The following is a 24722-nucleotide window of genomic DNA, read 5'->3' as shown; positions in this document are numbered from 1 at the left end:
GAAGTCCCCGGGGGTCGCTTCATATCCACGGGGAGTATCCGATGCGCGAGCTGGCCGTGCTCGGCACCGCCAGCCAGGTGCCCACGCGACACCGCAACCACAACGGATACCTGTTGCGCTTCGACGACGAGGTGATCCTCTTCGACCCGGGCGAGGGCACCCAGCGTCAGATGCTCGTGGCCGGCCTCGCGGTCAGCCCGATCACCCGCATCTGCGTCACGCATTTCCACGGCGATCACAGCCTCGGCCTGCCCGGCGTCCTTCAGCGGATCTCGCTCGACCGGGTACCGCACCCGGTCACCGTGCACTACCCCGCGGCGGGCCAGGAGTTCTACGACCGCCTGCGGCACGCCACGAGCTACTGGGACAACGCCGAGATCGTCCCTGGTCCGGTCGACGGCGCGAGCTTCGAGGTCCCGATCCCGGTGGGACGACTCACCGCGCTGCCGCTATGGCATTCCCTTCCGACGTACGGCTACCGCGTCACCGAACCCGACGGCCGCCGCATGGTGCCCAGCCTGCTGGCCGCCCACGGCATCAGCGGCCCCGCCGTCGGCGAGTTGCAGCGCGCCGGCCGCCTCGGCGACGTCACGCTCGATCAGGTCAGCACGGCCCGCCCCGGGCAGAGCTTCGCGTTCATCATGGACACCGGCCTGTGCGACAACGTCTACGCCCTGGCCGAGGGCGTCGACCTGCTGGTCATCGAGTCGACGTTCCTCGAGGAGGACGCCGAGATGGCGCGCATGGTGGGACATCTGACCGCCCGTCAGGCCGCCGCGGTGGCGCGCGAGTCCGCCGTACGCGTGCTGGTCCTGACCCATTTCTCGCAGCGCTACCAGGACGCGTCCCGGTACCTGGCGGAGGCCCGCCTCGAGTTCGACGGCGAGATCGTCCTGGCCGAGGACCTCATGCGGATCTCTTTCCCGCCTAGAACCGCCACCGGGTAGCGCCGTACGGCTCCTCGGTCGCCACCCCCACCACCTGGTGGAACGTGAACCGGAAGACCTGCCAGGGCGGCGGCCCGGCGCTCGGCGCGCTGTACGGCGCGGTGAGCGCGTCACCCTCGACCTGGGCCGGCCACCCGCCGTCGCGGTATCCCTGGGCGAGCCGCTCGAGCGTGCCGGCGTCGGTCATCCGCTCCGCGGACCCGTCGAGCACGAGGTCGATCCCCGGCAGCCGCGCCGAGATCGTGCAGCGCGGGTTGACCGCGAGGTCGCGGGACTTGCGGGTGGTGGGGTTGCTGGTGAAATAGAGGAGGCCGTCCAGCCACTGCGGCCCGATGCCCGCGGAATGCGGCGTGCCGTCCGCCCGGCACGTGCCGAGGAAATAGGTGTTCTCCTTGGCGGGCGGCGCCGAGAGCGCCTGCTCGGCGCGGCTCCAGGGCATCTCGGGGTCACCGTAGCGGTCGATGTTCTTGGTTTCTCTCGGTTCGCTCATGTCCGGACAGACCGCCGATCGGCCCAGAACTCATCGTTGCTCTCGAATCGGGTCATGGCGCTGATCCTTCCGCCATCGAGGGTGAGAACGTAGAGGCCGACCGCTTCGCCGGTGCGGAGGTGGACGACGAACGCGGGCTGGCCGTTGGCCCGCGTCGGGACGAGCCGGAACCGGCGGCCCGCGGCGAAGAGGCCGGCGCAGAAGCGGGCCACGGCTTCCCTGCCGACGTATTCGTAGGGCATCGGCGGCATCGAGATGAAGACGTCGTCGGTCAGCAGCGCGACCAGCGCGTCCACGTCCGCGGCCTCCCACGCCCGGACGAAGCTCGCGACGGTCGCGTCCTGCGCGGCCGCGGGTTTCCGCGGTGGTTGCGGCAGGGCGGCCCGCGCCCGCTTCAAGGCGCTCTTGACCGAGTCGACGGTGGTGTCGAGCATCCCAGCCACCTCGTCGGCGTGAAACCCCAGCACGTCCCGCAGGATGAGTACGGCGACCTGCCGCGGCGGCAGCGTCTGCAGCGCGGTGACGAAGGCCAGCGAGATCGACTCGCGCCGCTCGTAGCTCTCCTCCGGCAGCAACGCGTCCGGGAACGGCTCGAGCCACACGACCTCGCCGAACCGGGTCGGCTCGGGCAGCTCGACGCCCGGGATGTCCCACTCCTTCGCCCTTCTCGACCGGCGCTTGTTGAGGCACCGGTTGGTGGCGATCCGATACAGCCAGGTACGCATCGAGGCGCGCCCCTCGAACCCGGCGATCCCCTGCCAGGCCGCGAGCATCGTCTCCTGCAGCACGTCCTCGGCGTCGTGCAGGTTCCCGAGCATCCGGTAGCAGTGCACCCGCAGCTCCCCGCGGTGCGGCTCGGTCAGCTCCCGGAACGCATCCCCGTCCACGGACTCCCCCTCCTGTCCCCGGTACAGACACCGGCCGCGCCCCTTTCGGGTCGCCCGCGGTGTCAGTACCGCCGACAGCTCACAGCACAGCGAACGGAGTACCACCATGGCAAGGATCGTCGTCAGCCAGAACATCACCCTGGACGGCGTGGTGCAGGACCCCACCGGCGACGAGGGCCGGCCCTTCGGCGGCTGGTTCAACCGCATCACCCCCGCCGACCGCGAGGCCTGGGCCGAATTGGAGACCGCCGAGGCGATGAACGCCGAGGCCCTGTTGATGGGCCGCCGCAGCTACGAGTACTTCGCGGCCCGCTGGCCCGCCCGCACCGGCGCCTGGGCGGACCGCCTGAACGCCCTCCCCAAGTACGTCGTGACGTCCACCCTTGACGATCTGAAGTGGGCCAACTCCGTACCCGTCACGGCCGACTCCGTCGCCAAGCTGAAGCAGTCCCTTGACGGCGACATCGTCGTCAACGGCAGCGCTCAGCTGGCACACACCCTGCTGCGGAACGACCTGGTCGACGAGCTACGCCTGATCGTCTTCCCGTCCCTCACCGGCGCCGGCACCCGTCTCTTCCCCGAACCGGGCGCCACCCGATCCCTGCGCCTGCGCGCCGGCCGAAACCTCGGCGACGGCCTGACCTTCCTGACCTACGAGCCGGTCCGGGATGTCTGACCATCACGGACGGGTACGGTCGGGCGATGACGGCCGCACTCCGTACGGGACATGATGTTGATCTTTTGCCGGTGGGGGCCCTGCATTTCCGGTCGCGCGCCGCCGCGTATGCGCACATCCTCCCCGCCGAGACGCTCGCCGAGCCGCCCGCCGCGGCGCTCGCGGCCTGGTGGGCCGAGCGCTGGAAGTGGGAGCGCGACACCCACCGCCTGACCGTCGCCGAAGATTTCGACCGGATTGTCGGCTTCACCTACGTCGGCCCGAGCGAGACCGAGGGCGCCGCCGAGCTCTACGCCATCCACGTCGACCCGGTCCTGGTCGGCGCCGGCGTCGGGCGGCTGCTCATGGAGAACGCCTGGGAGCAGCTCGGCGACATCGGCGGCGACCGCGCGGTGCTCTGGGTGCTGGAGGCGAACGAGCACGCCCGCCGCTTCTACGAGCGCGGCGGCTGGAAGGCCGACGGCGAGACGCGCGTGGAGGCGATCAGCGGCCGGCCGGTCTCGCAGGTGCGCTACAGCAGGAGCTGGTGAAGCAGCCCCGGGCGGCCGAGCCGAGATCGGCCACCCGGGCGCTCCCCCGTGTGTGTTCCAGGTCTTCATCGTCGCCCGGCGCCACGACGCGGCACAGGAAAGCGACCGGCAATCAACCGGCAATCAGCGCATGGAAGTTGTCGCGCTCCTCGCCCTCCAGCCCGAACGCGTCGGCGAGAAGGCGGGTCGTCTCGGGCCGGGGCCGCCCCGCGCGACCCGATTCCAGATAGCGGATGGTGCGCACGCTCAGGCCGGTGCGCTCGGCGAGATCTTCCTGGGACATGCCGCGGCGCAGCCGATGCCCGCGGATGCCGGGCACGGCCGAGGGGCTGACGGGCGCGAGCTTTCCGCGCAGGGCCGCGGCTTGCGGGTGGCCGAGGTCGTCGAGAATCGCGTACGCCTCGCGCCACCGCTCGGCCGCGGTGCCGGCGTCGCCGAGGGTCTCGTAGAGGTCGCCGAGATGGGCGAGGATCTGCGCCTCCACCGCGGGGTTGCCGGTGCGCCGGGACAGCCGCAGCCCCTCCTCGAAATGGCGGGCGGCGTGGTCGTGCTCGGCGGTGTGCAGATGGAGTAGGCCCAGGCTGTCCCGGGTGATCGACTCGTTCTCCCAGTCGCCGGCGCGCTGCTGCAGCGCGAGAGCCTCGGTGAAGTAGGGCAGCGCGGTCCGCGGCTCGCCGCGCTGGGCGTGGTACCAGCCCACCGCCAGGGCTGCCTTGCCCTCCCAGACCGGGTCGTCGAGGGTGCGGAAGATGTCGAGCGCCGCGCCCGCCTCGTCGAGCGCCCGCCGCTGGTCGCCCTGCAGCCACCACAGGTAGGAGAGGATGAACCGGCACTCGGCCGCGCCGGCGCGGTCGCCGTCGGCCTCGACCAGGGCGAGGGCCCGGGCCATGTTGGCCTGCGCTTCGTCGAACCGCTGCCGGCGGCCGTCGGCGACGGCGAGAAACGAGTACGCGTACGCCAGCGCAGGCCCGTCGGCGAGCGTGGCGGCCGCGTCGAGGGCGACCGCCCAGGCCGCGCCCTCGACGTCCCAGCGGCGCTCCTCGTGCAGGAACGAGTCGAGCGCCCAGCTCAGCTGCCACGCCTGGGTGTCGAGGCCCTCGTCGCGGGCCTGCCGGACGGCGGCGAGCAGCGTCTCCCGTTCGCCGGTGAGCCAGGCGAGCGCGGCTTTCATGTCGGCCGGCGGGCTCGGCCGGGCGTCGTCGGCGGGCGCGCTCAGCGTCATCGGGATCGGCGCCCGGGTCGGGTTGAGCACAAGATCGGCCTGGTACGCGGTGTGCGTGTAGTGATCCATGAGCCGGGTCAGGGCGGCGCGACGCTCGGCGGACGGATCGGTGGCGCGGGCGAGCTCGGCGGCGTGGGCCCGGATCAGGTCGGTCATCGCGTACCGGGCGGGCGCCGGCTCGGTGACCAGGGCCGACTCGGTGAGCTCGCGCAGCAGCCGTCTGGTCTCCCCCGGCGCGCGCCCGGCGAGGGCGGAAGCGGCCGCGAGCGCGATGTCGGGGCCGCTCGCCAGGCCGAGCCGGCGGAAGAGACGGGCCGCGGCCGGGGTGAGCCCGTGGTACGACCAGGAGAAGACGGCTCGCAGGTCGTCGAGGGCCTCGAGCCGGCCGGCGGGGCGGCGCAGCTCGGCGGTGAGGGCCGCGAGGGCGGCCAGCGGGTGGCCCGCCGTGCGGACCCGGGCGGCGGCGAGCGTCACGGCGAGCGGGAGGCCGCCGCATGCTCGTACGATGTCGGCCGCGCCCGGCTCGGGGGCGCCCAGGCGCTGGTGGAACAGCGCGATCGCCTCGGGCTCGGGCAGCGGCCCGAGGTCGATCGGGCGGGCGCCGACGGCGGCGATCAGCCCGGTGAGCCGGCGACGGCTGGTGATCACCGTGCGGGCGGCGTCGCCGGCCGGCAGCAGCGGGAGCACGTGGTCGTCGTCGCGGGCGTTGTCGAGGACCACCAGCAGGCGCAGCGGCTCGGTGAGGGCACGGTAGAGGGCCTGCCGGGCGTCGAGGTCGGCGGGCATCCGGCCGGGCTCGACGCCGAGCGACTCGAGCAGCAGGCGCAACGCGTCGGCCGGGTCGCGCGGGTCGGCCTCGGCGAAGCCGCGCAGGTCGACGTGGAGGCGGCCGCCGGGGAAGGCTTGCTCCTTGCCTCTGGCCCAGTGGGTGGCCAGGGCGCTCTTGCCGACGCCGGGCGGGCCGGAGATGACCGTGACGGCCGGCGCCGCGGCGTCGAGGAGGGACATCTCGGGCTCGCGGCCGGTGAAGCCTGCGATCGGGGGTGGGACGGACATGCGGTCGCAGCACCTCCACTGTGGATCCGCCCCAACTATAGGTGGGCGGGAGCGCGCGACCGAGTTGTTGCGGGGGAACCTGTGGTCACGCGCTCCCGCCAACCGCCCCGCCCAAACCGGGGGTCGCGCCTGGCCGGAGGCGCTGGACCGGCGGAGGCGTGCCGGTCCTGACCAGTTCAAGGGCGGGTCCTGTTGCGGGATGCCGCGGCGCTGGCGGGGCGCTGCGGCTTCACCGCCGGGAGACGTCGGCCGGGCTGATGAGCCGTGGCCTGCCGGGGGAGGTCAAGCTGTCGGCGACGCCTCTTGCTTTGGCGGAGCTGCTATGGAGTTTTCAGTCGAAGTAGCCGCGGTTGCGAGCGCCGGCCTGTCCGTGCCGGCCGTGGTTGTCCTCCATGCCGGCGCGCAGCCCCGGCATGGCCCGGATGCTGTTCAGGTCGTGCCGGACGGTCCAGGCCTCCCGCCAGGGGCGCCGGGAGGCGGCGTCGGCCCGCTCGGCCAGGCGGCGCGGCGCGCACGGCCATCGCCATCCACACCAGACGCAGTTCCCGTCGTGGTCCGGCTCGGCGTGCCGCTCGAGCATCTGCTGGGCGTCGCGCCAGAGCATGCGGTCGACGATGTCGGGCGGTGCTTGGTCGGCGATGACCATCCGTCACTCTCCGTCGGAACGTGCTGCAACCTCCGGTACGACTCATACAACCGCGCCGCGCCACCCCTCCGCCGGACTTTCTGTGCGATTGCCACTGCGGACCGTGACCGTTCCCGTTTCGCCGTGGGCGGACGGGGACGCGGCATGGACCCGCGCCGGCCGTTGTTGAGGCGGTCATGGATACCGAACACACGGGTGTCGAATCTGAGGCGCTCGACGCCTACAGCCGCATCGTGACCGGTGTCGCCTCCAGCCTGCTCCCCTCGGTTGCGGCGCTCTCGGTTCGCACCAGCCGCGGGGAGGGCGCCGGTTCGGCGGTCACCTTCACCGACGACGGCTTCCTCCTCACCAACGCCCACGTCGTCGCCGGCGCCACCAGCGGCACGGCCGCGTTCGCCGACGGCACGGAAAGCAAGTTCGACGTGGTCGGCGCCGACGCGCTCTCCGACCTCGCCGTGGTCCGCGTCCAGAACTCGGGCGCCCCCGCTGCCCCGCTCGGCGACGCCGACGCGCTCAAGATCGGCCAGCTGGTCGTGGCGGTCGGCAACCCGATGGGCCTGGCCGGCTCGGTCACCGCCGGCGTGGTCTCCGGACTGGGCCGTTCGCTGCCCGCCCGCGACGGCCGGCGGATCCGCATCATCGACAGCGTCATCCAGACCGACGCGGCGCTCAACCCCGGCAACTCGGGCGGGGCGCTGGCCGACTCCACCGGCACGGTCGTCGGCATCAACACGGCGGTCGCCGGCTACGGCCTCGGCCTGGCGGTGCCGATCAACGTCACCACCCGCACCATCATCGGCGAGCTCGTCGCCACGGGCCGGGTCCGCCGGGCGTGGCTGGGCGTGGCCGGAATGCCGACCCCACTGCCCCCGGCCCTGGCCGAGCGCATGGGTCAGAAGCTCGGGCTGCGGGTGGTAGAGGTCGTCCCGGGCAGCCCGGCCGGCACAGCCGGGGTCTACCTGGGCGACGTCCTCATCTCGGCGGGCGGCCAGCCGCTGCAGACCGTCCAGGCCCTGCAGCGGCTGATGCTCGGCCCGGCGATCGGCCAGAACCTGCCGATCACCTTGCTCCGCAAGAACGCCCTCGTCGACGTGGTCGCCGTCCCGGCGGAGCTCAGCTGACCCCTGCCCGGCACCAAAGGCGGCTCAGGCGAGGTGGGCCAGAAGGTCCTGCCTGGTGAGGACGCCGGCCGGCTTGCCGTCGATGAGGACCATCGCGGCGTCGGCCTTCTCGAGCAGGGCCACTGCCTCGCCCACGGGCTGGCCGCCGCCGATCAACGGCAGGGGGTCGCCCATGTGGCGCTCTATCGTGTCGTACAGGTGGGCCTGGCCGGTGAAGAGCGCGTCGAGGAGCGCCTTCTCCGCTATCGAGCCGGCCACCTCGCCGGTCACGACCGGCGGCTCGGCCTTGAGCACCGCGAGCTGGCTCACGCCGTACTCGCGCATGTAGTCGATCGCGTCGCGCACGGTCTCGGTCGGGTGCACGTGGATCAGCGGCGGCATCCGGCCGTCCTTGCCCGCCAGGGCGTCGGCCACGGTCGGCGCGTCGCCGGCGCCGGTCCGCAGGAAGCCGTAGCGGGCCATCCAGTCATCGTTGAAGATCTTCGACAGGTAGCCGCGGCCGCCGTCGGGCAGCAGCACGACCACGACGTCGTCGGGGCCGGCCTTGCGAGCCACCTCGAGCGCGGCCACCACGGCCATCCCGCACGAGCCGCCGACCAGCAGGCCCTCCTCGCGGGCCAGGCGGCGGGTCATCTCGAACGAGTCGGAGTCGGAGACCTCGATGACCTCGTCGCAGATGTCCCGGTCGTAGGTGGCCGGCCAGAAGTCCTCGCCGACGCCCTCCACCAGGTACGGCCGGCCGCTGCCGCCGGAGTAGACGGAGCCCTCCGGGTCGGCGCCGATCACGCGTACGGCCGCGCCCTGCTCTTTGAGATATTTCCCGACGCCGGTGATCGTGCCGCCGGTGCCGACGCCGGCCACGAAGTGGGTGATCCGGCCGTCGGTCTGCTTCCACAGCTCGGGCCCGGTCTCCTCGTAGTGCGAGCGCGGGTTGGCCGGGTTGCTGTACTGGTCGGGCTTCCACGCGCCGGGGACCTCGCGGGCCAGCCGGTCGGAGACGTTGTAGTAGGAGCGCGGGTCCTCGGGGGCGACCGCTGTCGGACATACGACGACCTCGGCGCCGTACGCCCGCAGGACATTCTGCTTGTCCTCGCTGACCTTGTCGGGGCAGACGAAGATGCACTTGTAGCCGCGCCGTTGCGCGACGAGGGCCAAGCCGACACCGGTGTTTCCGCTGGTCGGCTCGACAATGGTGCCGCCCGGCCGGAGCAGCCCGGCCTTCTCGGCGTCGAGCACCATCCGCACGGCGATCCGGTCCTTGACCGAACCGCCCGGATTGAAGTACTCGACCTTTGCCAGCACCGTGGCTTCGATGCCCTCGGTGACGCTGTTCAGCTTGACCAAGGGTGTGTCACCGATTATCTCGACGACGTTGTCGTAGTAACGCACGCTTCAGACTACGACGGAGCGGTCCCGCAGCTTCTCCCACTCCAGGAAGCGCTCGGTTTCGGCCAGCACGGCGCCGGCCAGCCAGGTGATCATCACGGCGTCGTCGGCGAGGCCGACGACCAGCAGGAACGCTTCCGGGATGAGGTCGATCGGGGAGATCACGTACGCCGCGGCGGCCGCCATCACGGCCACCCGGACACCCCCGTCGTACTGCCCCTTCGCGGTCGCCTTCAGCATGCGGGGCAGGGCCGCCACCCGCTTGCTCAGCGATGGGCCGCCGCGCGCTCCGGACATCAGTTGCTTGGCCAGCGCGGTGAACGCCGCCGTACGTCTCAGCGTTTTCGCCATCATTTCCCCTCTCCGCCACTCCAGCATGACTTGAGCGCGCCATGATTGCCTCTCGCCGGGACGAGTTAGCCTCGAATCCAAGCCAGATCTGGAAAGGGGAACCCGTGAGCGGCATCGCGATCACCGCGCAGGACTGGCGCCGGATCAAGGTCGCCGGCCAGGTTCTCGGCGGGCTGACCGGCGCGGTCGCGGTCGTGACCGCCGGGTCGGCCGGGCTGCTGCTGCGGCAGGCGGCCGACGCACGCCGGATCATCCCGCTGGCCGAGGCGCCCCCGCCGCGCGGCGACGGCCTGTACGGCGCGAAGTTCGGCGGCAAGCCGATCACCATGGTGATCCTCGGCGACTCCTCGGCCGCCGGGTACGGCGTGCACCGTCCCCGCGAGACACCCGGCGCGCTGCTGGCCACCGGCGTGTCCCGCCGCCTGCGGCGCCCGGTGCGGCTGTACCGGGTGGCCGTGGTCGGCGCGATGTCGTCCGGCCTGCCGTACCAGGTGGACGCCGCCCTCGAGTACGAGCCGGACGTCGCGGTGATCCTCGTCGGCGGCAACGACGTCACCCACATCTCGGCCCGCGACCAGGCGGTGCGCTACCTCGGCGACGCGGTGCGCCGGCTGCGCGCGTCCGGCTGCAAGGTCGTGGTCGGCACGTGCCCCGACATCGGCGCGATCCAGCCGATCAAGCCGCCGTTGCGCTGGCTCGCCCGCAGGTGGAGCCGCGACCTGGCCGCCGCGCAGACGGTCGCCGTGGTCGAGGCGGGCGGCCGCACGGTGTCGCTGGGCAACCTGCTGGGCCCGATGTTCGAGGCCGATCCGGCGCGTATGTACAGCTCCGACCACTTCCACCCGTCGGCCGAGGGCTACGCCCGGGCCGCGGCCGTGGTGCTGCCGACCCTGCTGGCCTCGCTCGGCGAGGACGAGCGCCCGGCCGCCACCGTCGGGGTGAGCAACCTGGAGGTCGCGGCGCAAGAAGCGGTCCGCGCGGCCGGCACCGAGGTGAGCCCGGGCAAGGCCGGCGGCCGGCGGGTGCTGCTGCGCCGGCACCCGTGGTTCGGCGAGCCGCGTAGCTGGTTCGGGCACAAGGCACCGGTGGCGAGCGGCGCGGAGAACCCGGGCTCCCCCGGATCCGGGGCCGTAGGGTGGACCCCAGCGGATCATTGATCTGGGGGCTATGCGAGGAGGCGAGACATGGCGGGGCTGAACGCACGGATCGGCAAGGCAGCGGCCACTGGTCTGCTCGCCGGGGCGGTGGGCGGCATGGCCCTGCTCGCCGGCGAGGTGCTCGCCGCCAAGGCCCGGCGCTACGCGAAGCCGACGATGGGCCTGGCCCTGCGCACGTCGATGGGCAAGATCTCGGCGCCGACACTGCGCCTGGTGCTGCTCGGCGACTCGGCCGCGATCGGCGTGGGCGTCGAGTGGCTCTCCGAGACGGTCGGCGGCCAGCTGGCCCGGCTGCTCGCCGAGGGCACGGCCGACACCGGCGAGCGGCACGTGCTGCTCTCCAGCGTGGGCGTGGCCGGCTCGCGGGCGGCCGACCTGGCCACCCAGGTGGCTCGGGCGCTGCTGGGCGAGCGGCCCGACGTGGCCGTGGTGCTGATCGGCGCGCACGATGCGACCAGCCTGCGCAGCCCCGACGAGGCGGCCGAGCTGCTCGGCCAGGCCGTGCGCCGGCTGCGCGAAGCCGGCGTGCGCGTGGTCGTGGGAACCTGCCCCGACCTGGGCGCGCTGCGGGCGATCGCGCCGCCGCTGCGGCAGGTGGCCGGCCTGCTGGGCCGCCGGATGGCGAAGGCACAGGCCAAGGCGGTGCAGGCGGTCGGCGGCGCGGTGGTCGACCTCGGCGAGGAGACCGGCGCCGTGTTCCGGGCCGACGCGGGCACGTTCTGCTACGACGGCTTCCACCCTTCCGCGGATGGATACCGGGTGTGGGCGCACGCTCTGTACCCGGCGGTGGCAAAAGCCGCATTGACCCGGCTCTGAGAAAACCTGGCCCCCTGTGACAAAGTTGCACTCGCAGAGGTTGTTACTCACCGGTTAACGTGGGCACATGCCGGAAGCTGTCATCGTCGCCACCGCGCGCTCCCCGATCGGCCGGGCCGTCAAGGGATCGCTGAAAGATCTGCGTCCCGACGACCTCACCGCCACGATCGTCGACGCCGCGCTGAACAAGGTGCCCCAGCTCGACCGCGCCCTCATCGAGGATCTCTACCTCGGCTGTGGCCTGCCCGGTGGCGAGCAGGGCTTCAACATGGCCCGCGTGGTCGCCACCAAGCTCGGCCTCGACGGCCTGCCCGGCGCCACGATCACGCGCTACTGCTCCTCGTCGCTCCAGACCACCCGGATGGCGTTCCACGCGATCCGGGCGGGCGAGGGCGACATCTTCGTCTCGGCCGGCGTCGAGACGGTCTCCCGCTTCGCCCGGGGCAGCTCCGACGGCCTGCCGTCCGAAGCGCAGGCGCTGGTCGGCGGCAGTTGGGCAAACCCCTTCTTCGCCGGCGCGCAGGCCCGGTCGAAGTCGTTCGCCGCCGGTGGCCGCGAGTGGCATGACCCGCGCCTGGACGGCGAAGTGCCCGACGTCTACCTCGCCATGGGGCAGACGGCGGAAAACCTCGCCCAGCTCAAGGGCATCACCCGCGAGGAGATGGACGAGTTCGGCGTACGCAGCCAGAACCTCGCCGAGAAGGCGATCGCCGACGGCTTCTGGGAGCGGGAGATCACCCCCGTGACGCTGCCCGACGGCACGGTCGTCTCGAAGGACGACGGCCCCCGCCCCGGCGTGACCGTCGAGGGTGTGGCCGGCCTCAAGCCGGTGTTCCGCCCCGACGGCCGGGTCACCGCCGGCAACTGCTGCCCGCTCAACGACGGCGCCGCCGCGGTGGTCATCATGAGCGACACCAAGGCACGCGAGCTGGGTATCACACCGCTGGCCCGGATCCTCTCCACTGGTGTGACCGCCCTCTCCCCCGAGATCATGGGCCTCGGCCCGGTCGAGGCATCGAAGCAGGCGCTCAAGCGGGCCGGCATGACCATCGACGACGTCGACCTGGTCGAGATCAACGAGGCGTTCGCGGCCCAGGTGATCCCGTCGTACCAAGACTTGGGCATCCCGATCGAGAAGCTGAACGTCAACGGCGGCGCGATCGCGGTCGGCCACCCCTTCGGCATGACCGGCGCCCGCATCACCGGCACCCTGCTCAACTCGCTCGACTGGCACGACAAGACGATCGGCCTCGAGACGATGTGCGTGGGCGGCGGCCAGGGCATGGCTCTGGTGGTCGAGCGCTTGAGCTGAGCGCACCCTCCCGGGTTTCCGCCGGGCCCGGCCTGCCACGAGCGGCCGGGCTCGGCGGTTTTCATATGCCGGTGGTCTCGACCCGGGCGATGAGCGACTTCAGTCGCCCGATCTCCTCGGCGAGGGCGGCGCTGCCGGCCGGGGTGAGGGTGATCCAGGTGCGGCCGCGGCGGCCCTCATAGCCCTTCTCGACCTCGACCAGGCCGGCCGATTCCAGCACGGTCATGTGCTTGGAGAGGTTGCCGGCGGTCAGGTCGAGCTGGGTGCGCAGGTAGCCGAACTCGACCCGGCGGGCCTCGTGGGCGATGGTGAGGATGCCCAGGCGGACCCGCTGGTGCACGACGTCGTCCAGGCCGGTGACGGGGTGGGCGTACGGGTCCGGTGTGTCGATCTCGGGAGTCACCGCGGACGCCTGCGGGCCAGGGCGAAGCCGATGCCGCCGAGCAGCAGGACCGTGCCGTTGATGACCTGCTGCGGCACCCACTCCGTCCGGACGCTCGCGTGCATGCCCCAGCCGAAGTCGACGGGCACCAGGACCACGGCCAGGTAGCCGAGGGTGAACACCAGCAGGGCCACGTTGCGCTCCAGCCGGGCCAGGACCAGCAGCGCGACGCCGATCGTGCCCCAGGGCGTGATCAGGCGGTCGAAGACCAGCACCCATTCCGGGAACCGGTGCGGATGGTCGGGGAAGTACAGGCGCGCCGCCACCCAGGCGGCGGTGAACAGCACGGTCAGCGCGATGCCGGTGATCGCGTACGGCAGGACTCGGGCGCCCACCCCCCGCGACCGGGCGACCCGTGCGTAGCAGAAGGCGACCGCCGCGTACGCCAGCAGCAGCGCAGGCGGCCAGTAGATCAGCACGCCCGTGCGCGCGAACTCGCACGGGGAACCGTCGGCCGGGCAGTGCACTTCCATCCCGGCCCAGTCGATGGGGATACCCACGAACGTCACGCCGGCGAGCACCAGCAGCGCGACCCAGGTCACCCGCTGGTCACGGCGCACCCGCTGGGCGAGCGTGCGCGCGTCGGACAGCAGCCGGCGGGGATCGCCGCCGGCGGGTACCGAATCAGTGGTCATGCCGACAGGTTTCCATCGCCAACCATTTTGCGCAAGGGTCAGATTGGGACGAGCATCAGAAGGAAGCGCGGAGCGTGTTGACCGCCTCCGCGGCCTCGACCATGACCAGCGGCGACGGATCGGTGGCCAGCAGGTCGTCGGCCATCACGCGGAGCTGGTCGGGCAGGATCATGTCGTGCTCGCGCGGGACGGGCCGGCGGGGGCGGCCCTCGGCGTCGGCGGCCAGGTCGGCGAGGCGCTGGACCAACTCGTACGTCCGGTCGGCCCGGCCCTCGCGCCAGCGGGGCTGCTCCCAGTGACGCACCTGGTTGAGCAGGCGGTCGATCGCGGCGGCGAAGTCGGTCACGGGAGCGAGCGTAGTCGGGAAACGCGACGGCGCCCGGACCGTGGGAGGACGATCCGGGCGCCGCGCTGTGAAGGACTTGGTCAGTCTCTGCTGCCGCCCTGGAGGTAGCTGAGCAGCTGGAGGATCTCGAGGTACAGCCAGATCAGGCCGACCAGGATGCCGAACGCGCAGGTCCACGAGTACCGCTGCGGCAGGCCCATGCGGACGCCCTGCTCGATCTGGTCGAAGTCGAGCACGAAGCTCAGCGCCGCGACCACGATGCAGACCAGGCTGAAGCCGATGCCGATCACCCCGCCGTCACGGAGGCCGGTGTGCACGCCGAACAGCGAGAGCACGAAGTTGATCAGCATGACCATGAAGAGGCCGCCGATGGCGCCGATCATGATCTTGCGGAAGCGCGGCGACGAGCGGATCACGCGGTTGGTGTAGAGCACCGCCATCAGCCCGAAGACGCCGAAGGTCGCGACCACCGCCTGCAGGACGATGCCGTTGTAGAACGACTCGAACGTCTTGCTGACCATGCCGACGAAGACGCCCTCGATGATCGCGTAGGCCACGACCAGGGTCGGGTTGGCCATGCGCGAGAACGAGATGACGAGACCGAGGACCAGGCCGACGATCGCGGCGCCGATCCAGACGGGGCCGGTGAGCGAGTCGGGAATGAGGTTCCACGCGGCGATCGCCGAGATGGCGGTGATGCCGAGCAGGACCACCGTCTTGACGACCACGTCGTCGATCGACATGGCCCGCGCCACCGGCGGGGCGGTGTGCCCCGGGGTGGTCGGGTACGGCTCACCGTTTCCGTACCCGGCGGTCCGCTGCTGCTCGGCGGCCTGGCCGAGCCGCGAAAGTACCGGGTTCGAAGATTTCACTGTGTCCAGCCTCCCTGAGGTTGAGCACTTGTCATGTGCTGCTTTTCCAGGGTACGGGTTGGCCGTACCGGATGCCTGTGCCTAAAGCTGTGAGCAGGCTGGGAAGATGTTCATCTACGCCCTGGTGGCCTGGTCGGAGTACCCGGGAAGCCGGGAATTCCGGGAGGCGGGGTCGCACCCTTGCCGTTGCTCACCTCGATCACGACCACGCCGCCCTTGATCGTGCGTCCGCTGGGGTTGGTGCCGGCCGCCGTGCCCGCCGGGCACTTCGAGTCGACGTCCTGGCCCACCGAGACCGAGAAGCCGGCGCTCGCGAGGCGGCTGCGGGCGCTCGAGATCGAGTCGCACTCCACGTCGGGAATGCGGCGCTGATCGCCGTACGCAATCTTGGAGCTCTGGGGTTTCTTGAACTGGACCTTGGGTTTGCCCTTCATGTAATCGGCCAGGGTGTTCCACACGGCGGGATTCGAGATCTGGTGCGACATCCGGTCCGGGTGGTTCTGGTAGTCGGGGTTGACCATGTAACCCGCGACGACCAGCGACGTGGTGCCGGCGATGAGGGCGGCCGTCTTGTCGCGGTCGGTGGTGCCGGTCTTGCCGAAGACGGGGTGGCCGACGACGCCGCGGGTGGCCCGGGCAGTGGCGCCGTTGCACTGGCCCAGTTGCGACGAGTCGCCGACCGGGCAACGGGTCGCGTCGAGCGCGGCGCGGGCGACATCTTTGCTGGTGGCGCGGGTGCAGTGGGACTTGCCGACGTCGAGCTTCTCGCCGGCCTTCGTGATGATCTGCTCGATCGGGGTGGGCTCGCAGTACATGCCGTCGCCGGCCAGCGTGGCGTACGCGTTCGCCATGTCCAGCGGCGTCGTGGCCGAGACGCCGAGCGTGAAGGCGCCCCACTGGTGCGAGTTGCCCGGCTGAGCCAGCACGGCGTCGCTGGCGGCGCGGAACTGGATGCCGAAGCGCTTGGCCACGTTGACCACGTTCTCGGCGCCGACGCGCTCCTCGAGCGGGACGAAGAACGTGTTGATCGACTTACCGAAGCCGGTCCACATGTTGTAGACGCCCTCGCCGCCGCCACCGGAGTTCTGCGGGCACCAGAAGTGCGTGCCCTTACAGGCGGAATCGTTGCTGCTACTAATGATATAGCCCGATTTATATTGTTTTTCGGCTTTGATCGTGTACGCCAGCGGATAGCCCTTTTCCAGGGCGGCCACCAACGTGAACATCTTCATCGTCGAGCCGGCTTGGTACCCGGTGATGTCGCCGCCGCCCGAGAGCAGCGGGTTCGTGGTGTTCGGATAGGTGCCCCGAACGCCCTTCTTCGCCTTCTTCGGATCGGAGGATATGTAGTTCTGCGGGTGCGCCTTGTTGTCGAGCTTGTAGCGACGGTTCGCGGCGAGCAGGCGCACCTTGCCGTCGCCGGGCTCGACCGCGGCCAGCAGCATCGCGTTCTTGTTCTTGTCCGAGATCAGGTCGTTGATGTTCTTGCGGGCGTCGGACTGCGCCTTGACGTCCATCGTGGTGGTGATGCGGTAGCCGCCGCTCTTGAGGCGACGCTCCCGGTCGTACGGCGTCGCCCCGAACTCCTCGCGGCTCATCCACCACCGGTAGAAGTAGTCGCAGAAGAAGCCCCACACGTTCTTCGCCACCGAGACGCAGCCGTTGGCCACCGGCTTGATCTGCTTCGGGATCGGCTCCTTGATCGCCTTGTCGGCCTGGGCCTGGGTGATGGCGCCCATCTCGACCATGCCGGGGATCACGTAGTTGTTGCGGCGCTGGAGGATCTCTTTGTAGCCCTCGGGGGTGGCCGGGTTGTAGAACGTCGGCGCCTTCACCACGCCGGCCAGCATCGCGGCCTGCCCGATCGTGAGGTCTTTGGGCTTCTTGTTGAAGTAGACCTGGCTGGCCGCGAACACCCCGTACGCCTGGGCGCCGAACGGCGCGATGTTGAGGTACCGCTCCAGGATCTGATCCTTGGAGAGCTCCTTCTCGACCTGGAGCGCGTACTTCATCTCGGTGACCTTGCGCTTCGGCGTGTCGGTCGTCGCGTCGACCACCTCTTGCGGGTTGGTCGCCGAGTACGCCAGCGACATACGCACCCACTGCATGGTGATGGTGGAGGCGCCCTGCTTGGACTTGCCGTTGTTGTTGTTGACCAGGGCCCGCGCGACGCCCTTCAGGTCGACGCCCCGGTGGTGGTAGAACTCGCGGTCCTCGGCGGCGATCATCGCGTTCCGCATGTTCGGCGAGATGTCCTTCAGCGGCACGTCGCTGCGGAACTCGTCGTAGAACTGCGAGATCTGCGTCTTGTTGTCGGACGCGTAGATCCGGCTGATCTGCGGGGAGCTGAATGCCTTGAGCTCACCCGGCAGGTTGGCGAATGTCTCGCCGCCGGCCTTGGCGGCCAACCCGGACATGGCGGCGGCCGGGAAAACCCCGGCCGCCACGACAACACCTGCGAGCGCTCCGCAAACCAGCAGATTCGTCGCATTCAGGAATATGTTGTGATCATGTCGGCGCATCCAGGACGTCACCGCACCACCATCCGCGAATCGAGTGAGCGGAGTCAATAACAGCGCACGATGTCAAGTTGTGGGGTAGGGCCTGCCATACCCCGCAGACGGCGGCCCGCCGTGTGTTTCCGGAACGCGGTTTGCCGAAGGCTCGAGGGCATGGCAAACACGGTGGTCGACCTGGTCGGCGTGACGAAGACATACCCCGGTGGCGCCGGTGTGCGCGCCCTCGACGGGGTGTCGGTGGGATTCGAGGCGGGCACGTTCACAGCGGTGATGGGGCCGTCCGGGTCGGGCAAGTCGACGCTGCTGCACTGCGCGGCCGGCCTCGACCGGCCGGACAGCGGGCGGGTGCTGCTGGCCGGACACGAGATCGGGCGGCTGCGCGAGCCGAAGCTCACCGAGACCCGGCGCGGCCTGGTCGGGTTCGTCTTCCAGTCGTACAACCTGCTCGACTCGCTGTCGCTCTGGCACAACGTGCTGCTGCCCCAGCGCCTCGCCGGAACGCGGGCCGACAAGGCGTGGGCACGCGAGGTGATGCGCCGGGTGGGGCTGGCCGGACGGGAGAACGATCGACCGGCCCAGCTTTCGGGCGGTCAGCGGCAGCGGGTGGCGCTGGCCCGGGCGCTCGCGGCGCGCCCGCAGGTCATCTTCGCGGACGAGCCGACCGGCGCCCTCGACCTGGCCACCGGCCGCGAGGTGCTCGGACTGCTGCGCGAGGCGGTCGACGACCTGGGCACGACGGTCGTGATGGTGACCCACGATCCGGCGGCCGCCGGGTGGGCCGATCGGGCCGTCTTCCTGGCGGACGGCCGCGTGGTGACCGAACTGGACGGCCCCTCGGCGGAGAAGGTCGCGGCCCGGATGACGGCGGTGAGCGCCCGATGATGCGGCTCGCTCTCGGCACGCTGCGCAAGCACCGCGGCGCGTACGCCGGAACCCTGATCGCGGCGATGCTCGCCGTCGCCCTGCTCGCCGGCGGTGGCCTGCTGCTCTTCTCGGTGCTCACCGCGAAACCGCCGGCCGACCGGTTCGCCGCGGCCACGCTGGTCGTCTCGGGCGCCCGCGAGGTCAGCGTCACGACCGAGACGGCCAAGCACAAGAAGGAGGGCAAGACCAAGCTCAAGCGGAAGACGAAGGCCGAGCGGCTGACCGGGGCGGGCACGCTGCCGGCCGACCTCGCCGCGCGGATCGCGGCGCTGCCCGGAGTGACCCGGGTGGTGGCCGATGCGGCCTTCGCGGTCCAGGTGACGAAGGAGAGCGGCCGGCCGCTGCGCGGCGCCGACGACGCTCCGGTGGTCGGTCACGGTTGGGCGTCGGCGGTGCTCACGCCGTACGCGTTGAAGCAAGGCCAACCACCGGCCCAGGGTGAGGTCGTGATCGACGCAGACTTGGCCGCCCGCGGTCAGGTCGCGGTGGGCGACCCCCTGCGGGTGACCAGTCGGACCGGAGAGCGAGCGATGCGGGTGAGCGGGATCGCGGCGCCGGCCGGACGCGACGGGCTGCCGGGGCAGGGCGCGCTGTTCCTCGCCGACGACCAGGTCGCCGTGGTGTCCGGGCTGGCCGGTCCGACCGCGCTGGGAGTGTTCGGCAAGCCCCGGGCCGACCTGGGCGACGCCTCGGTCTACACCGGCGACGACAAGGTGCGCGCCGACCTTCCGGGGGCGCTGCCGGACTACATCGGACCGATCTCGATCTTCGGGTTCGTCATCGGCATCACGGCGTTCGCCGCGGTCTTCGTGCTCACCGGCACGGTCACCCTCGGCGTGCGGCAGCGGCTGCGCGAGCTCGCCCTGCTGCGCACCGCCGGCGCCACGCCTAGGCAGCTGCGGCGCCTGCTCGCTCTGGAGAGCGTCGTGCTGGCCGCGGTCGCCGCGCTGCCCGCCCTGCCGCTCGGCGTCGTGCTCGCCCGGCTCGTCGCGGCCCGCTTCGAGCGCCTGGGCGTCGTCCCCGCCCAGTTCGCGGTGCGGGTGAACGTGCCGGTCCTGCTGCTGGCCGCGCTCGCCGGGGTGCTGGTCACGTTCGTGGCCGCGCGGATCGCGGCGCGCCGATCTGTGCGGATCGCACCGACGCAGGCGCTCGCCGAGACCGCCGCCGCACCGGCCGGCGCGCTGCTCCCCCGCCTGCTCGTCGCGCTGGTCACCGCGGGCGGCGCGATCGCCGTGCTGACGTTCGTGCCGCTCGGCGGGCCGCTCGGGATGGGCATGAGCTTCGTGTCGTCCGCCCTGCTGCTCTGCGCGGTCGCCGCCCTCGGGCCGTGGCTGGTGCGGCCGCTCACGCTGCTGGCGCGGCCGCTCGGGCTGGCCGGGCTGCTGGCCCGGGCCGAGTTCCGCCGGGTCGCCGCGGTGGCCGTGCCACTCGTGCTGATGTTCGGGATCAACGCGACGATGCTGCTCAACAGCACACTGCTGGCCCGGCTGGCCGACCAGCAGCAGGCCGCGCGCAACGCCCCGGCGACCGCCGTCCGCGCCGGCGGCATCTCGCTGGCCGCCGCGCGCCGGATCGCCACGACACCGGGCGTGACCGGCACCGCGGCGCTGCTTCCGACCCGGGTGATCGCGGTCAAGGCCGGCAAGCCCGAGGACTATCCCGCGCAGGGGCTCCTGGCCACCGGCGAGACCACCATCGACCTGGACATCCGGTCCGGGGCCTACGCAGCCGACGGCTTCGGCGTCAGCTCGGGTCTGGCCCGCCAATACGGCTGGAAGGTCGGCGACGTGGTGCCGCTGTGGCTCGCCGACGCCACGCCGGTCTGGCTGCGGCTGACCATGGTGTACGGCCGGGACCGCGGCTTCGGCGACTTCGTGCTCCCGGCCTCGCTGGTCGCGGCGCACGACCCGAAGGGCCTGGTCAGCGCGGTCGGAGTGCGATACCGCGACGCCGCCCCGCCGCTGCCCGACGTGCCCGCGGCCCCGGCCGGCGATGCTCCCGAGCAGCAGGGCGCATGGGAGCTGCTGGTGGTGATCTCGCTGGGCTTCACCGCCATCGCCGTGGTCAACACGTCGGCGATCGCCACGGCGGGCCGCCGCCGCGAGTACGCCGACCTGCGGCTGGCCGGCGCGACGGCGGGACAGCTGCGCCGGCTCGCCGGGGCCGAGGCGCTGGTGACCGTGCTGGCCGGGCTGGTGCTCGGGGCGGCCGTGACCGGGGTGGTGGTCGGCGCGTTCAGCGCGGCCCAGGACGGCACCCTGCGGTGGCTCGTCGACCCAGCCACGTACGCGTCGATGGCAGGCGGGGTCGCCGCGCTGGACCTGATCGCCGGCGTTCTGCCCACCTGGCTGCTGGTCCGTCGCCGCACGCCGGTCTCCGCGGTCTAGGCTCGCCACGATGCGCGACGTGCTCACCCGGACCGGCCGGGCCCTGGCCTACCTGGCCACGGGACTGCCGGCCGGGGCGGTCGGGCTGGCGTGGAGCCTGGTCGCCGCCCTCGGCACCACGCTCACCTCGTTCACCCACCTCGGCGGGCACGCCTTCCTCGGCGCGGCCTGGGTCACCCGGCTGCTCGCCGGGCTCGAGCGGCGCCGGGCCGGCTGGGTGCTCGGGACGCCGATCGAAACGCCCTACCTGCCGATCACCGGCGACCGGCTGCGCGAGCGGGTCGCGTCGGCGGCCCGGCAACCGGCCTCCTGGCGCGACCTCGCCTGGCTGGTCCTGAGCTTCCCGGCCGGCCTGGTCACCGGGGTGGCCGGCATCGTGGTGGCGGTGGTCGGCCTGGGCGCGGTGGTCGCGCCGGCCTGGGCGTGGGCGGTCCCCAACCCGCACGCGCCGTGGCCGATGAAGCCGCTGCTGACCACCGTTCCGGGACGGTTCGGGCTGACCGTGCTCGGGTTGGCGCTGCTGCCGGTGACGCTCTGGCTGGTGCGTGTCCTCGCGCGCGGGCCGGCCCGGCTCTCGGCCGCGCTGCTCTCCCCCGGCGAGCACCGCCGGCTGGTCGACGAGGCCACCCGGCTTGCCGAGACCCGCCGCCGGGTGGTCGACGCGCAGGCCGCCGAGCTGCGGCGGATCGAGCGCGACCTGCACGACGGCGCTCAGGCGAGGATCGTGGCGGCCGGAATGACCCTCGCGCTGGCCGCCCGCAAACTGCGCGCCGACGGCGACGCGGCGCCGGACGTCGACCTGGCCCGGCGCCAGCTCGACGACGCGCTCGGCGAGCTGCGCCGTCTCGTCCGTGGCATCCACCCGCCGATCCTCACCGACCGTGGCCTGCACGCCGCGCTGGCCGCGCTCGCCGGGGACAGCCCGTTCCCGGTGGCGCTGCACGGCGATCCCGGGGCGCGGTGTCCGGCGGCCGTCGAGTCGGCGGCCTACTTCGTCGTCGCCGAGGGCCTCACCAACGCGGCCAAGCACGCGGGTGCGACCGCCGGGACGATCGAGATCACCCGGACCGGGAACGTCGTGCGGGTCTCGGTGGGCGACAACGGCCGGGGCGGCGCCGACCCGGCCGGCCCCGGGATCGACGGGCTGCGCCGGCGGGTGGACGCGCTCGACGGCGTCCTCACCCTGACCAGTCCGCCCGGCGGGCCAACTCTCCTGCGAGCGGAGCTGCCATGCGCATCGTGATTGCCGAGGACCTGCTGCTGCTCCGCGAGGGGATGGTACGGCTGCTCACCGAGACCGGGCACACCGTGGTGGCGGCCGTCGACAACGCCGATGACCTGGTCGCCGCCGTCGAGGAGCACCGGCCCGACCTGTCTGTGGTCGACGTGCGGCTACCGCCGGGCTTCCGCGACGAAGGGCTGCGCGCGGCGTTGCGGATACGGGCCGCCGAGCCGTCCGCCCGCATCCTCATCGTGTCGCAGTACGTCGAGCGGGCGTACGCCGCCGACCTGCTGGCGGACGGCCGCGGCGGCGTGGGCTACCTGCTCAAGGATCGGGTGACCGCGCTCGACGACTTCCTCGACGCGGTGGAGCGGGTCGCGGCCGGTGGCACCGCGATGGATCTCGAGGTCGTACGGCAGCTGTTCAACCGCACCGGTGGCCTGGACGCGCTGACCCCGCGCGAACGCGAGGTGCTGGGCCTGATGGCGCAAGGCCTGTCCAACTCGGCGATCTGTGCGGCGCTCACGATCGCTCCCGTCTCGGTGGAGAAGCACATCGGCAACATCTTCGCCAAGCTGCAGCTGCCGCCGTCGGACGACGCGCACCGGCGGGTGCACGCCGTCCTTGCCTTTCTGAACAGCTAAGAGCTGCGATCGACGTCGCCGTGTCCCGGCCACCAGGCGGCGTGTCCGATGAGGGCGGTCAGCGACGGCACCAGGAACATCGACATCACGAACGCGGACAGCAGGATGCCGGTCGCGACGGAGAATCCGATCTGTTGCAGGAAGGACACCGGGGCGAGGGCGAGCACGGCAAAGGTGCCGGCGAGGATGATCCCGGCCGCGGCGACCGACGGGCCGGCGTGGCGTACGGCGAGCGCCGCGGCCGCCCTGGGCTCGTTGCCGGCGCGGGCTTCCTCGCGCAGACGGGCGATCATCAGGATGTTGTAGTCGGTGCCGATCGCGAGGACGAACAGGTAGAGCACGATCGGCAGCTGGAACGTCACCCCGGGTTTGCCGGCCACGCCCTGGAACAGGTAGATGGCGGCGCCGAGGGTGGCGGCGAAGTTGAGCAGCACCGCGGCCACCAGGTAGATCGGGGCGACAATGCTGCGCAGCAACAGGGCGAGGATGATCGCGATGAGCAGCGCCGCCGCCGGCAGGATCACCGACAGGTCCCGGCTGTTGGCCGAGTTGATGTCCGCGTAGATCGCCGTAGTGCCACCGACCAGCACCTTCGTGCCGGGTGGCGCGAGGGCATGGAGGTCGTCGCGCAGGTGGTCGTGCACCAGGGCGATCGCCTCGTTGGACGCCGGGTTCACGGTGAGCAGCAGACCGAAGCGGGCCACCGTCGCGTCGGCCGACTTGACCGGTGGCTGCACGCCACCGACCCCGTTCACCTTCGCGGCCGCCGCGGCGAACTGGTCGAGCTGGGCGGCAGTCAACGGGCCTCCGTCGCGGGTGGTCAGGTACGCCTCGGTGGGGTCGAGAGCACCCTGCGGGAAGCCGCGCTCCAGGTCGGCGGCCGCCTTCGCGGACTCGGTGGTGGTCGGGAAGCCGGCCGCGAAGTCGTAGTCGGCCTTGAACAACAGGACCCCGCTGGCCAGGGCGAACAGCACCAGTCCGGAGGAGACGGCCGCCACCGCGGGCCGCCGGCCGAGCGCCGCGCCGATGCGGACGAACGCGGTGCCCTTCGGCTCCCGCTTCCACGACTTCGACGGCCAGAACGTCGCCGGTCCGATCAGGCCGACCAGGGCCGGGATCAGGGTCAGCGCGGTGACCAACATGACAAAGACGGCGATGGCCAGTCCCGGGCCGAGCGACCCGAACCCGCCGAAGCTGGCCAGCAGCAACGCCAGGAACGCCACGATGACCACCGCACCGGCCGACGTGATCACCTCCCCGACCCGGGCGACGGCGTACGCCATCGCGGCCTTCTTGTCGGCGCCGGCGCGCAGCCGTTCCCGGAAGCGGAACAGCAGGAACAGGATGTAATCGGTGCCGATGCCGTACAGCACGATCAGCAACAACGTCTGCAGGCTCTGGTCGACGTTGAAGCCGAACAGCTTGCCGGCCGCCGCGATCAGGTGCGACGAGACCTGCAGGACCACGCCGATGACGAGGATCGGCAACAGCGCGGCGATCGGGCTGCGGAAGATGATCAGGATCAGCACGATGATCAGCACAAAGGTGGCCGTGCCGACCACCGTGAACGCGGTGTTGAAGGTGTCGTTGTTGTCCACGACCTGAGCCACCTGCCCGGTGACCCCGGCGCTCAGGCCGGTGCCGGCCAGGTTGGCCTTGATGACGTCGCGGGTCTGTTTCACCGCGTCCAGCTGCCCCTGAGCGTCGGTCAAGGCGGCGGTGACGGGCACGCTGACCAACTGGACGAGCTTGTTGGGCGCGACGGCCTGCGGGCCGGTCAGCGGCCGGCCGATTCCGGCGATGTGCGCTCCGTCGATCGCGGTGGCCAGCGCCGCGGCCTTGGCCTGGTCGGCCTCGGTCAGCGGGCCGCCGTCGGAGCGCTTCACCACCACGATGGCGGTGGACGTCGCCTGTTCCGGGAACGCTTTCTTGGCCAGGTCGATCGCCTGCACCGACTCGTACTTGCCGGGCAGGAAGCTGCCCTGGTCGCCACTGGTGATGTCGGCGAGGCTCGGCAGCAGGCCGATGATCAGGAACGCCCCCACCAGCCAGCCGCCGATGACCCACCACGCCCGTCGTACGACGAACCTGCCCCATCTGTCGAACATGGCTCTACCTCCGGTCCTTTATGGAC

General features: G+C 71.7%; 23 protein-coding genes. 11 read left to right on the top strand and 12 right to left on the bottom strand.

Going from position 1 to position 24722, the window contains the following annotated elements:
- Positions 1–41 precede the first annotated feature (41 nt).
- Positions 42–947 (top strand): ribonuclease Z, encoded by a 906-nt coding sequence (locus tag ACIA5D_RS11645; RefSeq protein WP_396029810.1) that lies wholly within the window; start codon positions 42–44, stop codon positions 945–947.
- On the opposite strand, the gene ACIA5D_RS11640 is transcribed toward ACIA5D_RS11645, so the two are convergent.
- Together ACIA5D_RS11640 and ACIA5D_RS11635 are read right to left on the bottom strand one after the other, a co-directional pair.
- Complete coding sequence (locus ACIA5D_RS11640; RefSeq protein WP_396029809.1) at positions 928–1437, bottom strand: pyridoxamine 5'-phosphate oxidase family protein; 510 nt, start codon at positions 1435–1437, stop codon at positions 928–930. The two genes, ACIA5D_RS11645 and ACIA5D_RS11640, sit on opposite strands and share 20 nt — an antisense overlap.
- Entirely contained in the window at positions 1434–2432 is a 999-nt protein-coding gene (locus tag ACIA5D_RS11635; protein WP_396029808.1) for an RNA polymerase subunit sigma-70, read from the bottom strand. The genes ACIA5D_RS11640 and ACIA5D_RS11635 overlap by 4 nt, the downstream gene beginning before the upstream one ends.
- Here ACIA5D_RS11635 and ACIA5D_RS11630 point away from each other — a divergent pair.
- Both ACIA5D_RS11630 and ACIA5D_RS11625 read left to right on the top strand, forming a co-directional pair.
- Positions 2431–3000, top strand: a complete 570-nt coding sequence (locus tag ACIA5D_RS11630; RefSeq protein ID WP_396029807.1) for a dihydrofolate reductase family protein — start codon at positions 2431–2433, stop codon at positions 2998–3000. The genes ACIA5D_RS11635 and ACIA5D_RS11630 overlap by 2 nt on opposite strands.
- A 26-nt stretch (positions 3001–3026) precedes the next feature.
- Entirely contained in the window at positions 3027–3530 is a 504-nt protein-coding gene (locus ACIA5D_RS11625) for a GNAT family N-acetyltransferase (RefSeq protein WP_396029806.1), read from the top strand.
- Positions 3531–3642: 112 nt separating this feature from the next.
- Here ACIA5D_RS11625 and ACIA5D_RS11620 read toward each other — a convergent pair whose 3' ends face one another.
- Entirely contained in the window at positions 3643–5808 is a 2166-nt protein-coding gene (locus ACIA5D_RS11620) for an ATP-binding protein (RefSeq protein ID WP_396029805.1), read from the bottom strand.
- Between the two features lie 331 nt (positions 5809–6139).
- Positions 6140–6454 carry a hypothetical protein gene (locus tag ACIA5D_RS11615; protein WP_396029804.1) on the bottom strand — a complete coding sequence of 105 codons (315 nt, stop codon included), beginning with the start codon at positions 6452–6454 and terminating at the stop codon, positions 6140–6142.
- A 176-nt stretch (positions 6455–6630) separates the two neighbouring features.
- Between ACIA5D_RS11615 and ACIA5D_RS11610 the strand changes: the two genes are divergently transcribed.
- The gene (locus tag ACIA5D_RS11610) at positions 6631–7575 is read left to right on the top strand and encodes a S1C family serine protease (protein ID WP_396029803.1); all 945 of its coding nucleotides are present in this window, start codon (positions 6631–6633) and stop codon (positions 7573–7575) included.
- Positions 7576–7599: 24 nt separating this feature from the next.
- On the opposite strand, the gene ACIA5D_RS11605 is transcribed toward ACIA5D_RS11610, so the two are convergent.
- Together ACIA5D_RS11605 and ACIA5D_RS11600 are read right to left on the bottom strand one after the other, a co-directional pair.
- Positions 7600–8964, bottom strand: a complete 1365-nt coding sequence (locus tag ACIA5D_RS11605) for a cystathionine beta-synthase (RefSeq protein WP_396029802.1) — start codon at positions 8962–8964, stop codon at positions 7600–7602.
- Positions 8965–8967: 3 nt separating this feature from the next.
- Positions 8968–9312: a YkvA family protein gene (locus tag ACIA5D_RS11600; protein WP_396030348.1), complete on the bottom strand. Its 345-nt coding sequence runs from the start codon at positions 9310–9312 to the stop codon at positions 8968–8970.
- A gap of 104 nt (positions 9313–9416) precedes the next feature.
- On the opposite strand from ACIA5D_RS11600, the gene ACIA5D_RS11595 reads away from it, so the two are divergent.
- The 3 genes from ACIA5D_RS11595 to ACIA5D_RS11585 all read left to right on the top strand — a co-directional run bounded on the left by ACIA5D_RS11595 (position 9417) and on the right by ACIA5D_RS11585 (position 12597).
- Positions 9417–10469: an SGNH/GDSL hydrolase family protein gene (locus tag ACIA5D_RS11595; protein ID WP_396029801.1), complete on the top strand. Its 1053-nt coding sequence runs from the start codon at positions 9417–9419 to the stop codon at positions 10467–10469.
- Between the two features lie 27 nt (positions 10470–10496).
- Positions 10497–11285 carry an SGNH/GDSL hydrolase family protein gene (locus tag ACIA5D_RS11590; RefSeq protein ID WP_396029800.1) on the top strand — a complete coding sequence of 263 codons (789 nt, stop codon included), beginning with the start codon at positions 10497–10499 and terminating at the stop codon, positions 11283–11285.
- A gap of 67 nt (positions 11286–11352) precedes the next feature.
- Entirely contained in the window at positions 11353–12597 is a 1245-nt protein-coding gene (locus ACIA5D_RS11585) for an acetyl-CoA C-acetyltransferase (protein WP_396029799.1), read from the top strand.
- Positions 12598–12658: 61 nt separating this feature from the next.
- Here the strand turns inward: ACIA5D_RS11585 and ACIA5D_RS11580 are convergent, their stop codons facing one another.
- From ACIA5D_RS11580 to ACIA5D_RS11560, 5 genes are all read right to left on the bottom strand, one after another.
- On the bottom strand, positions 12659–13000 hold the full coding sequence (locus ACIA5D_RS11580) for a winged helix-turn-helix domain-containing protein (RefSeq protein WP_396029798.1): 342 nt from the start codon (positions 12998–13000) through the stop codon (positions 12659–12661).
- Positions 12997–13674, bottom strand: a complete 678-nt coding sequence (locus tag ACIA5D_RS11575; protein WP_396029797.1) for a hypothetical protein — start codon at positions 13672–13674, stop codon at positions 12997–12999. Before ACIA5D_RS11575 ends, ACIA5D_RS11580 begins: the two co-directional genes overlap by 4 nt.
- Before the next feature lie 55 nt (positions 13675–13729).
- Positions 13730–14020: a hypothetical protein gene (locus ACIA5D_RS11570; protein ID WP_396029796.1), complete on the bottom strand. Its 291-nt coding sequence runs from the start codon at positions 14018–14020 to the stop codon at positions 13730–13732.
- 80 nt (positions 14021–14100) lie between these two features.
- Complete coding sequence (locus ACIA5D_RS11565) at positions 14101–14892, bottom strand: Bax inhibitor-1/YccA family protein (protein WP_396029795.1); 792 nt, start codon at positions 14890–14892, stop codon at positions 14101–14103.
- Positions 14893–15002: 110 nt separating this feature from the next.
- Positions 15003–17414 (bottom strand): transglycosylase domain-containing protein, encoded by a 2412-nt coding sequence (locus tag ACIA5D_RS11560; protein ID WP_396030347.1) that lies wholly within the window; start codon positions 17412–17414, stop codon positions 15003–15005.
- 150 nt (positions 17415–17564) lie between these two features.
- Here ACIA5D_RS11560 and ACIA5D_RS11555 point away from each other — a divergent pair, with 150 nt between their 5' ends.
- Genes ACIA5D_RS11555 through ACIA5D_RS11540 form a run of 4 tightly spaced genes read left to right on the top strand, consistent with a single transcriptional unit; the run spans position 17565 to position 22588 of the window.
- Positions 17565–18293, top strand: coding sequence for an ABC transporter ATP-binding protein (locus ACIA5D_RS11555; RefSeq protein WP_396029794.1), 729 nt, complete (start codon positions 17565–17567; stop codon positions 18291–18293).
- Positions 18290–20722: an ABC transporter permease gene (locus tag ACIA5D_RS11550; RefSeq protein ID WP_396029793.1), complete on the top strand. Its 2433-nt coding sequence runs from the start codon at positions 18290–18292 to the stop codon at positions 20720–20722. The genes ACIA5D_RS11555 and ACIA5D_RS11550 overlap by 4 nt, the downstream gene beginning before the upstream one ends.
- Before the next feature lie 10 nt (positions 20723–20732).
- Positions 20733–21965: a sensor histidine kinase gene (locus tag ACIA5D_RS11545; RefSeq protein WP_396029792.1), complete on the top strand. Its 1233-nt coding sequence runs from the start codon at positions 20733–20735 to the stop codon at positions 21963–21965.
- Positions 21953–22588: a response regulator gene (locus ACIA5D_RS11540; RefSeq protein ID WP_396029791.1), complete on the top strand. Its 636-nt coding sequence runs from the start codon at positions 21953–21955 to the stop codon at positions 22586–22588. The genes ACIA5D_RS11545 and ACIA5D_RS11540 overlap by 13 nt, the downstream gene beginning before the upstream one ends.
- Here the strand turns inward: ACIA5D_RS11540 and ACIA5D_RS11535 are convergent.
- A complete protein-coding gene (locus tag ACIA5D_RS11535) occupies positions 22585–24696 on the bottom strand; it encodes an MMPL family transporter (protein ID WP_396029790.1) in 2112 nt (703 codons plus the stop codon). The genes ACIA5D_RS11540 and ACIA5D_RS11535 overlap by 4 nt on opposite strands.
- Positions 24697–24722 lie beyond the last annotated feature (26 nt).

This window comes from Actinoplanes sp. NPDC051513, assembly GCF_044454685.1.
GTDB lineage: Bacteria > Actinomycetota > Actinomycetes > Mycobacteriales > Micromonosporaceae > Actinoplanes.
Note: the sequence above shows the minus strand (reverse complement) of the source record. Positions and strands in the feature narration are given on the sequence as shown.

Excerpts from the sequence above, each read along its gene's own strand:
- ACIA5D_RS11645 (WP_396029810.1), top strand. The coding sequence starts at position 42 with ATGCGCGAGCTGGCCGTGCTCGGCACCGCCAGCCAGGTGCCCACGCGA.
- ACIA5D_RS11560 (WP_396030347.1), bottom strand. The coding sequence starts at position 17,414 with ATGCGCCGACATGATCACAACATATTCCTGAATGCGACGAATCTGCTG.
- ACIA5D_RS11555 (WP_396029794.1), top strand. The coding sequence starts at position 17,565 with ATGGCAAACACGGTGGTCGACCTGGTCGGCGTGACGAAGACATACCCC.
- ACIA5D_RS11630 (WP_396029807.1), top strand. The coding sequence starts at position 2,431 with ATGGCAAGGATCGTCGTCAGCCAGAACATCACCCTGGACGGCGTGGTG.
- ACIA5D_RS11635 (WP_396029808.1), bottom strand. The coding sequence starts at position 2,432 with ATGGTGGTACTCCGTTCGCTGTGCTGTGAGCTGTCGGCGGTACTGACA.
- ACIA5D_RS11545 (WP_396029792.1), top strand. The coding sequence starts at position 20,733 with ATGCGCGACGTGCTCACCCGGACCGGCCGGGCCCTGGCCTACCTGGCC.
- ACIA5D_RS11550 (WP_396029793.1), top strand. The coding sequence starts at position 18,290 with ATGATGCGGCTCGCTCTCGGCACGCTGCGCAAGCACCGCGGCGCGTAC.
- ACIA5D_RS11540 (WP_396029791.1), top strand. The coding sequence starts at position 21,953 with ATGCGCATCGTGATTGCCGAGGACCTGCTGCTGCTCCGCGAGGGGATG.
- ACIA5D_RS11640 (WP_396029809.1), bottom strand. The coding sequence starts at position 1,437 with ATGAGCGAACCGAGAGAAACCAAGAACATCGACCGCTACGGTGACCCC.
- ACIA5D_RS11625 (WP_396029806.1), top strand. The coding sequence starts at position 3,027 with ATGACGGCCGCACTCCGTACGGGACATGATGTTGATCTTTTGCCGGTG.
- ACIA5D_RS11585 (WP_396029799.1), top strand. The coding sequence starts at position 11,353 with ATGCCGGAAGCTGTCATCGTCGCCACCGCGCGCTCCCCGATCGGCCGG.
- ACIA5D_RS11600 (WP_396030348.1), bottom strand. The coding sequence starts at position 9,312 with ATGGCGAAAACGCTGAGACGTACGGCGGCGTTCACCGCGCTGGCCAAG.
- ACIA5D_RS11575 (WP_396029797.1), bottom strand. The coding sequence starts at position 13,674 with ATGACCACTGATTCGGTACCCGCCGGCGGCGATCCCCGCCGGCTGCTG.
- ACIA5D_RS11610 (WP_396029803.1), top strand. The coding sequence starts at position 6,631 with ATGGATACCGAACACACGGGTGTCGAATCTGAGGCGCTCGACGCCTAC.
- ACIA5D_RS11620 (WP_396029805.1), bottom strand. The coding sequence starts at position 5,808 with ATGTCCGTCCCACCCCCGATCGCAGGCTTCACCGGCCGCGAGCCCGAG.
- ACIA5D_RS11590 (WP_396029800.1), top strand. The coding sequence starts at position 10,497 with ATGGCGGGGCTGAACGCACGGATCGGCAAGGCAGCGGCCACTGGTCTG.
- ACIA5D_RS11535 (WP_396029790.1), bottom strand. The coding sequence starts at position 24,696 with ATGTTCGACAGATGGGGCAGGTTCGTCGTACGACGGGCGTGGTGGGTC.
- ACIA5D_RS11615 (WP_396029804.1), bottom strand. The coding sequence starts at position 6,454 with ATGGTCATCGCCGACCAAGCACCGCCCGACATCGTCGACCGCATGCTC.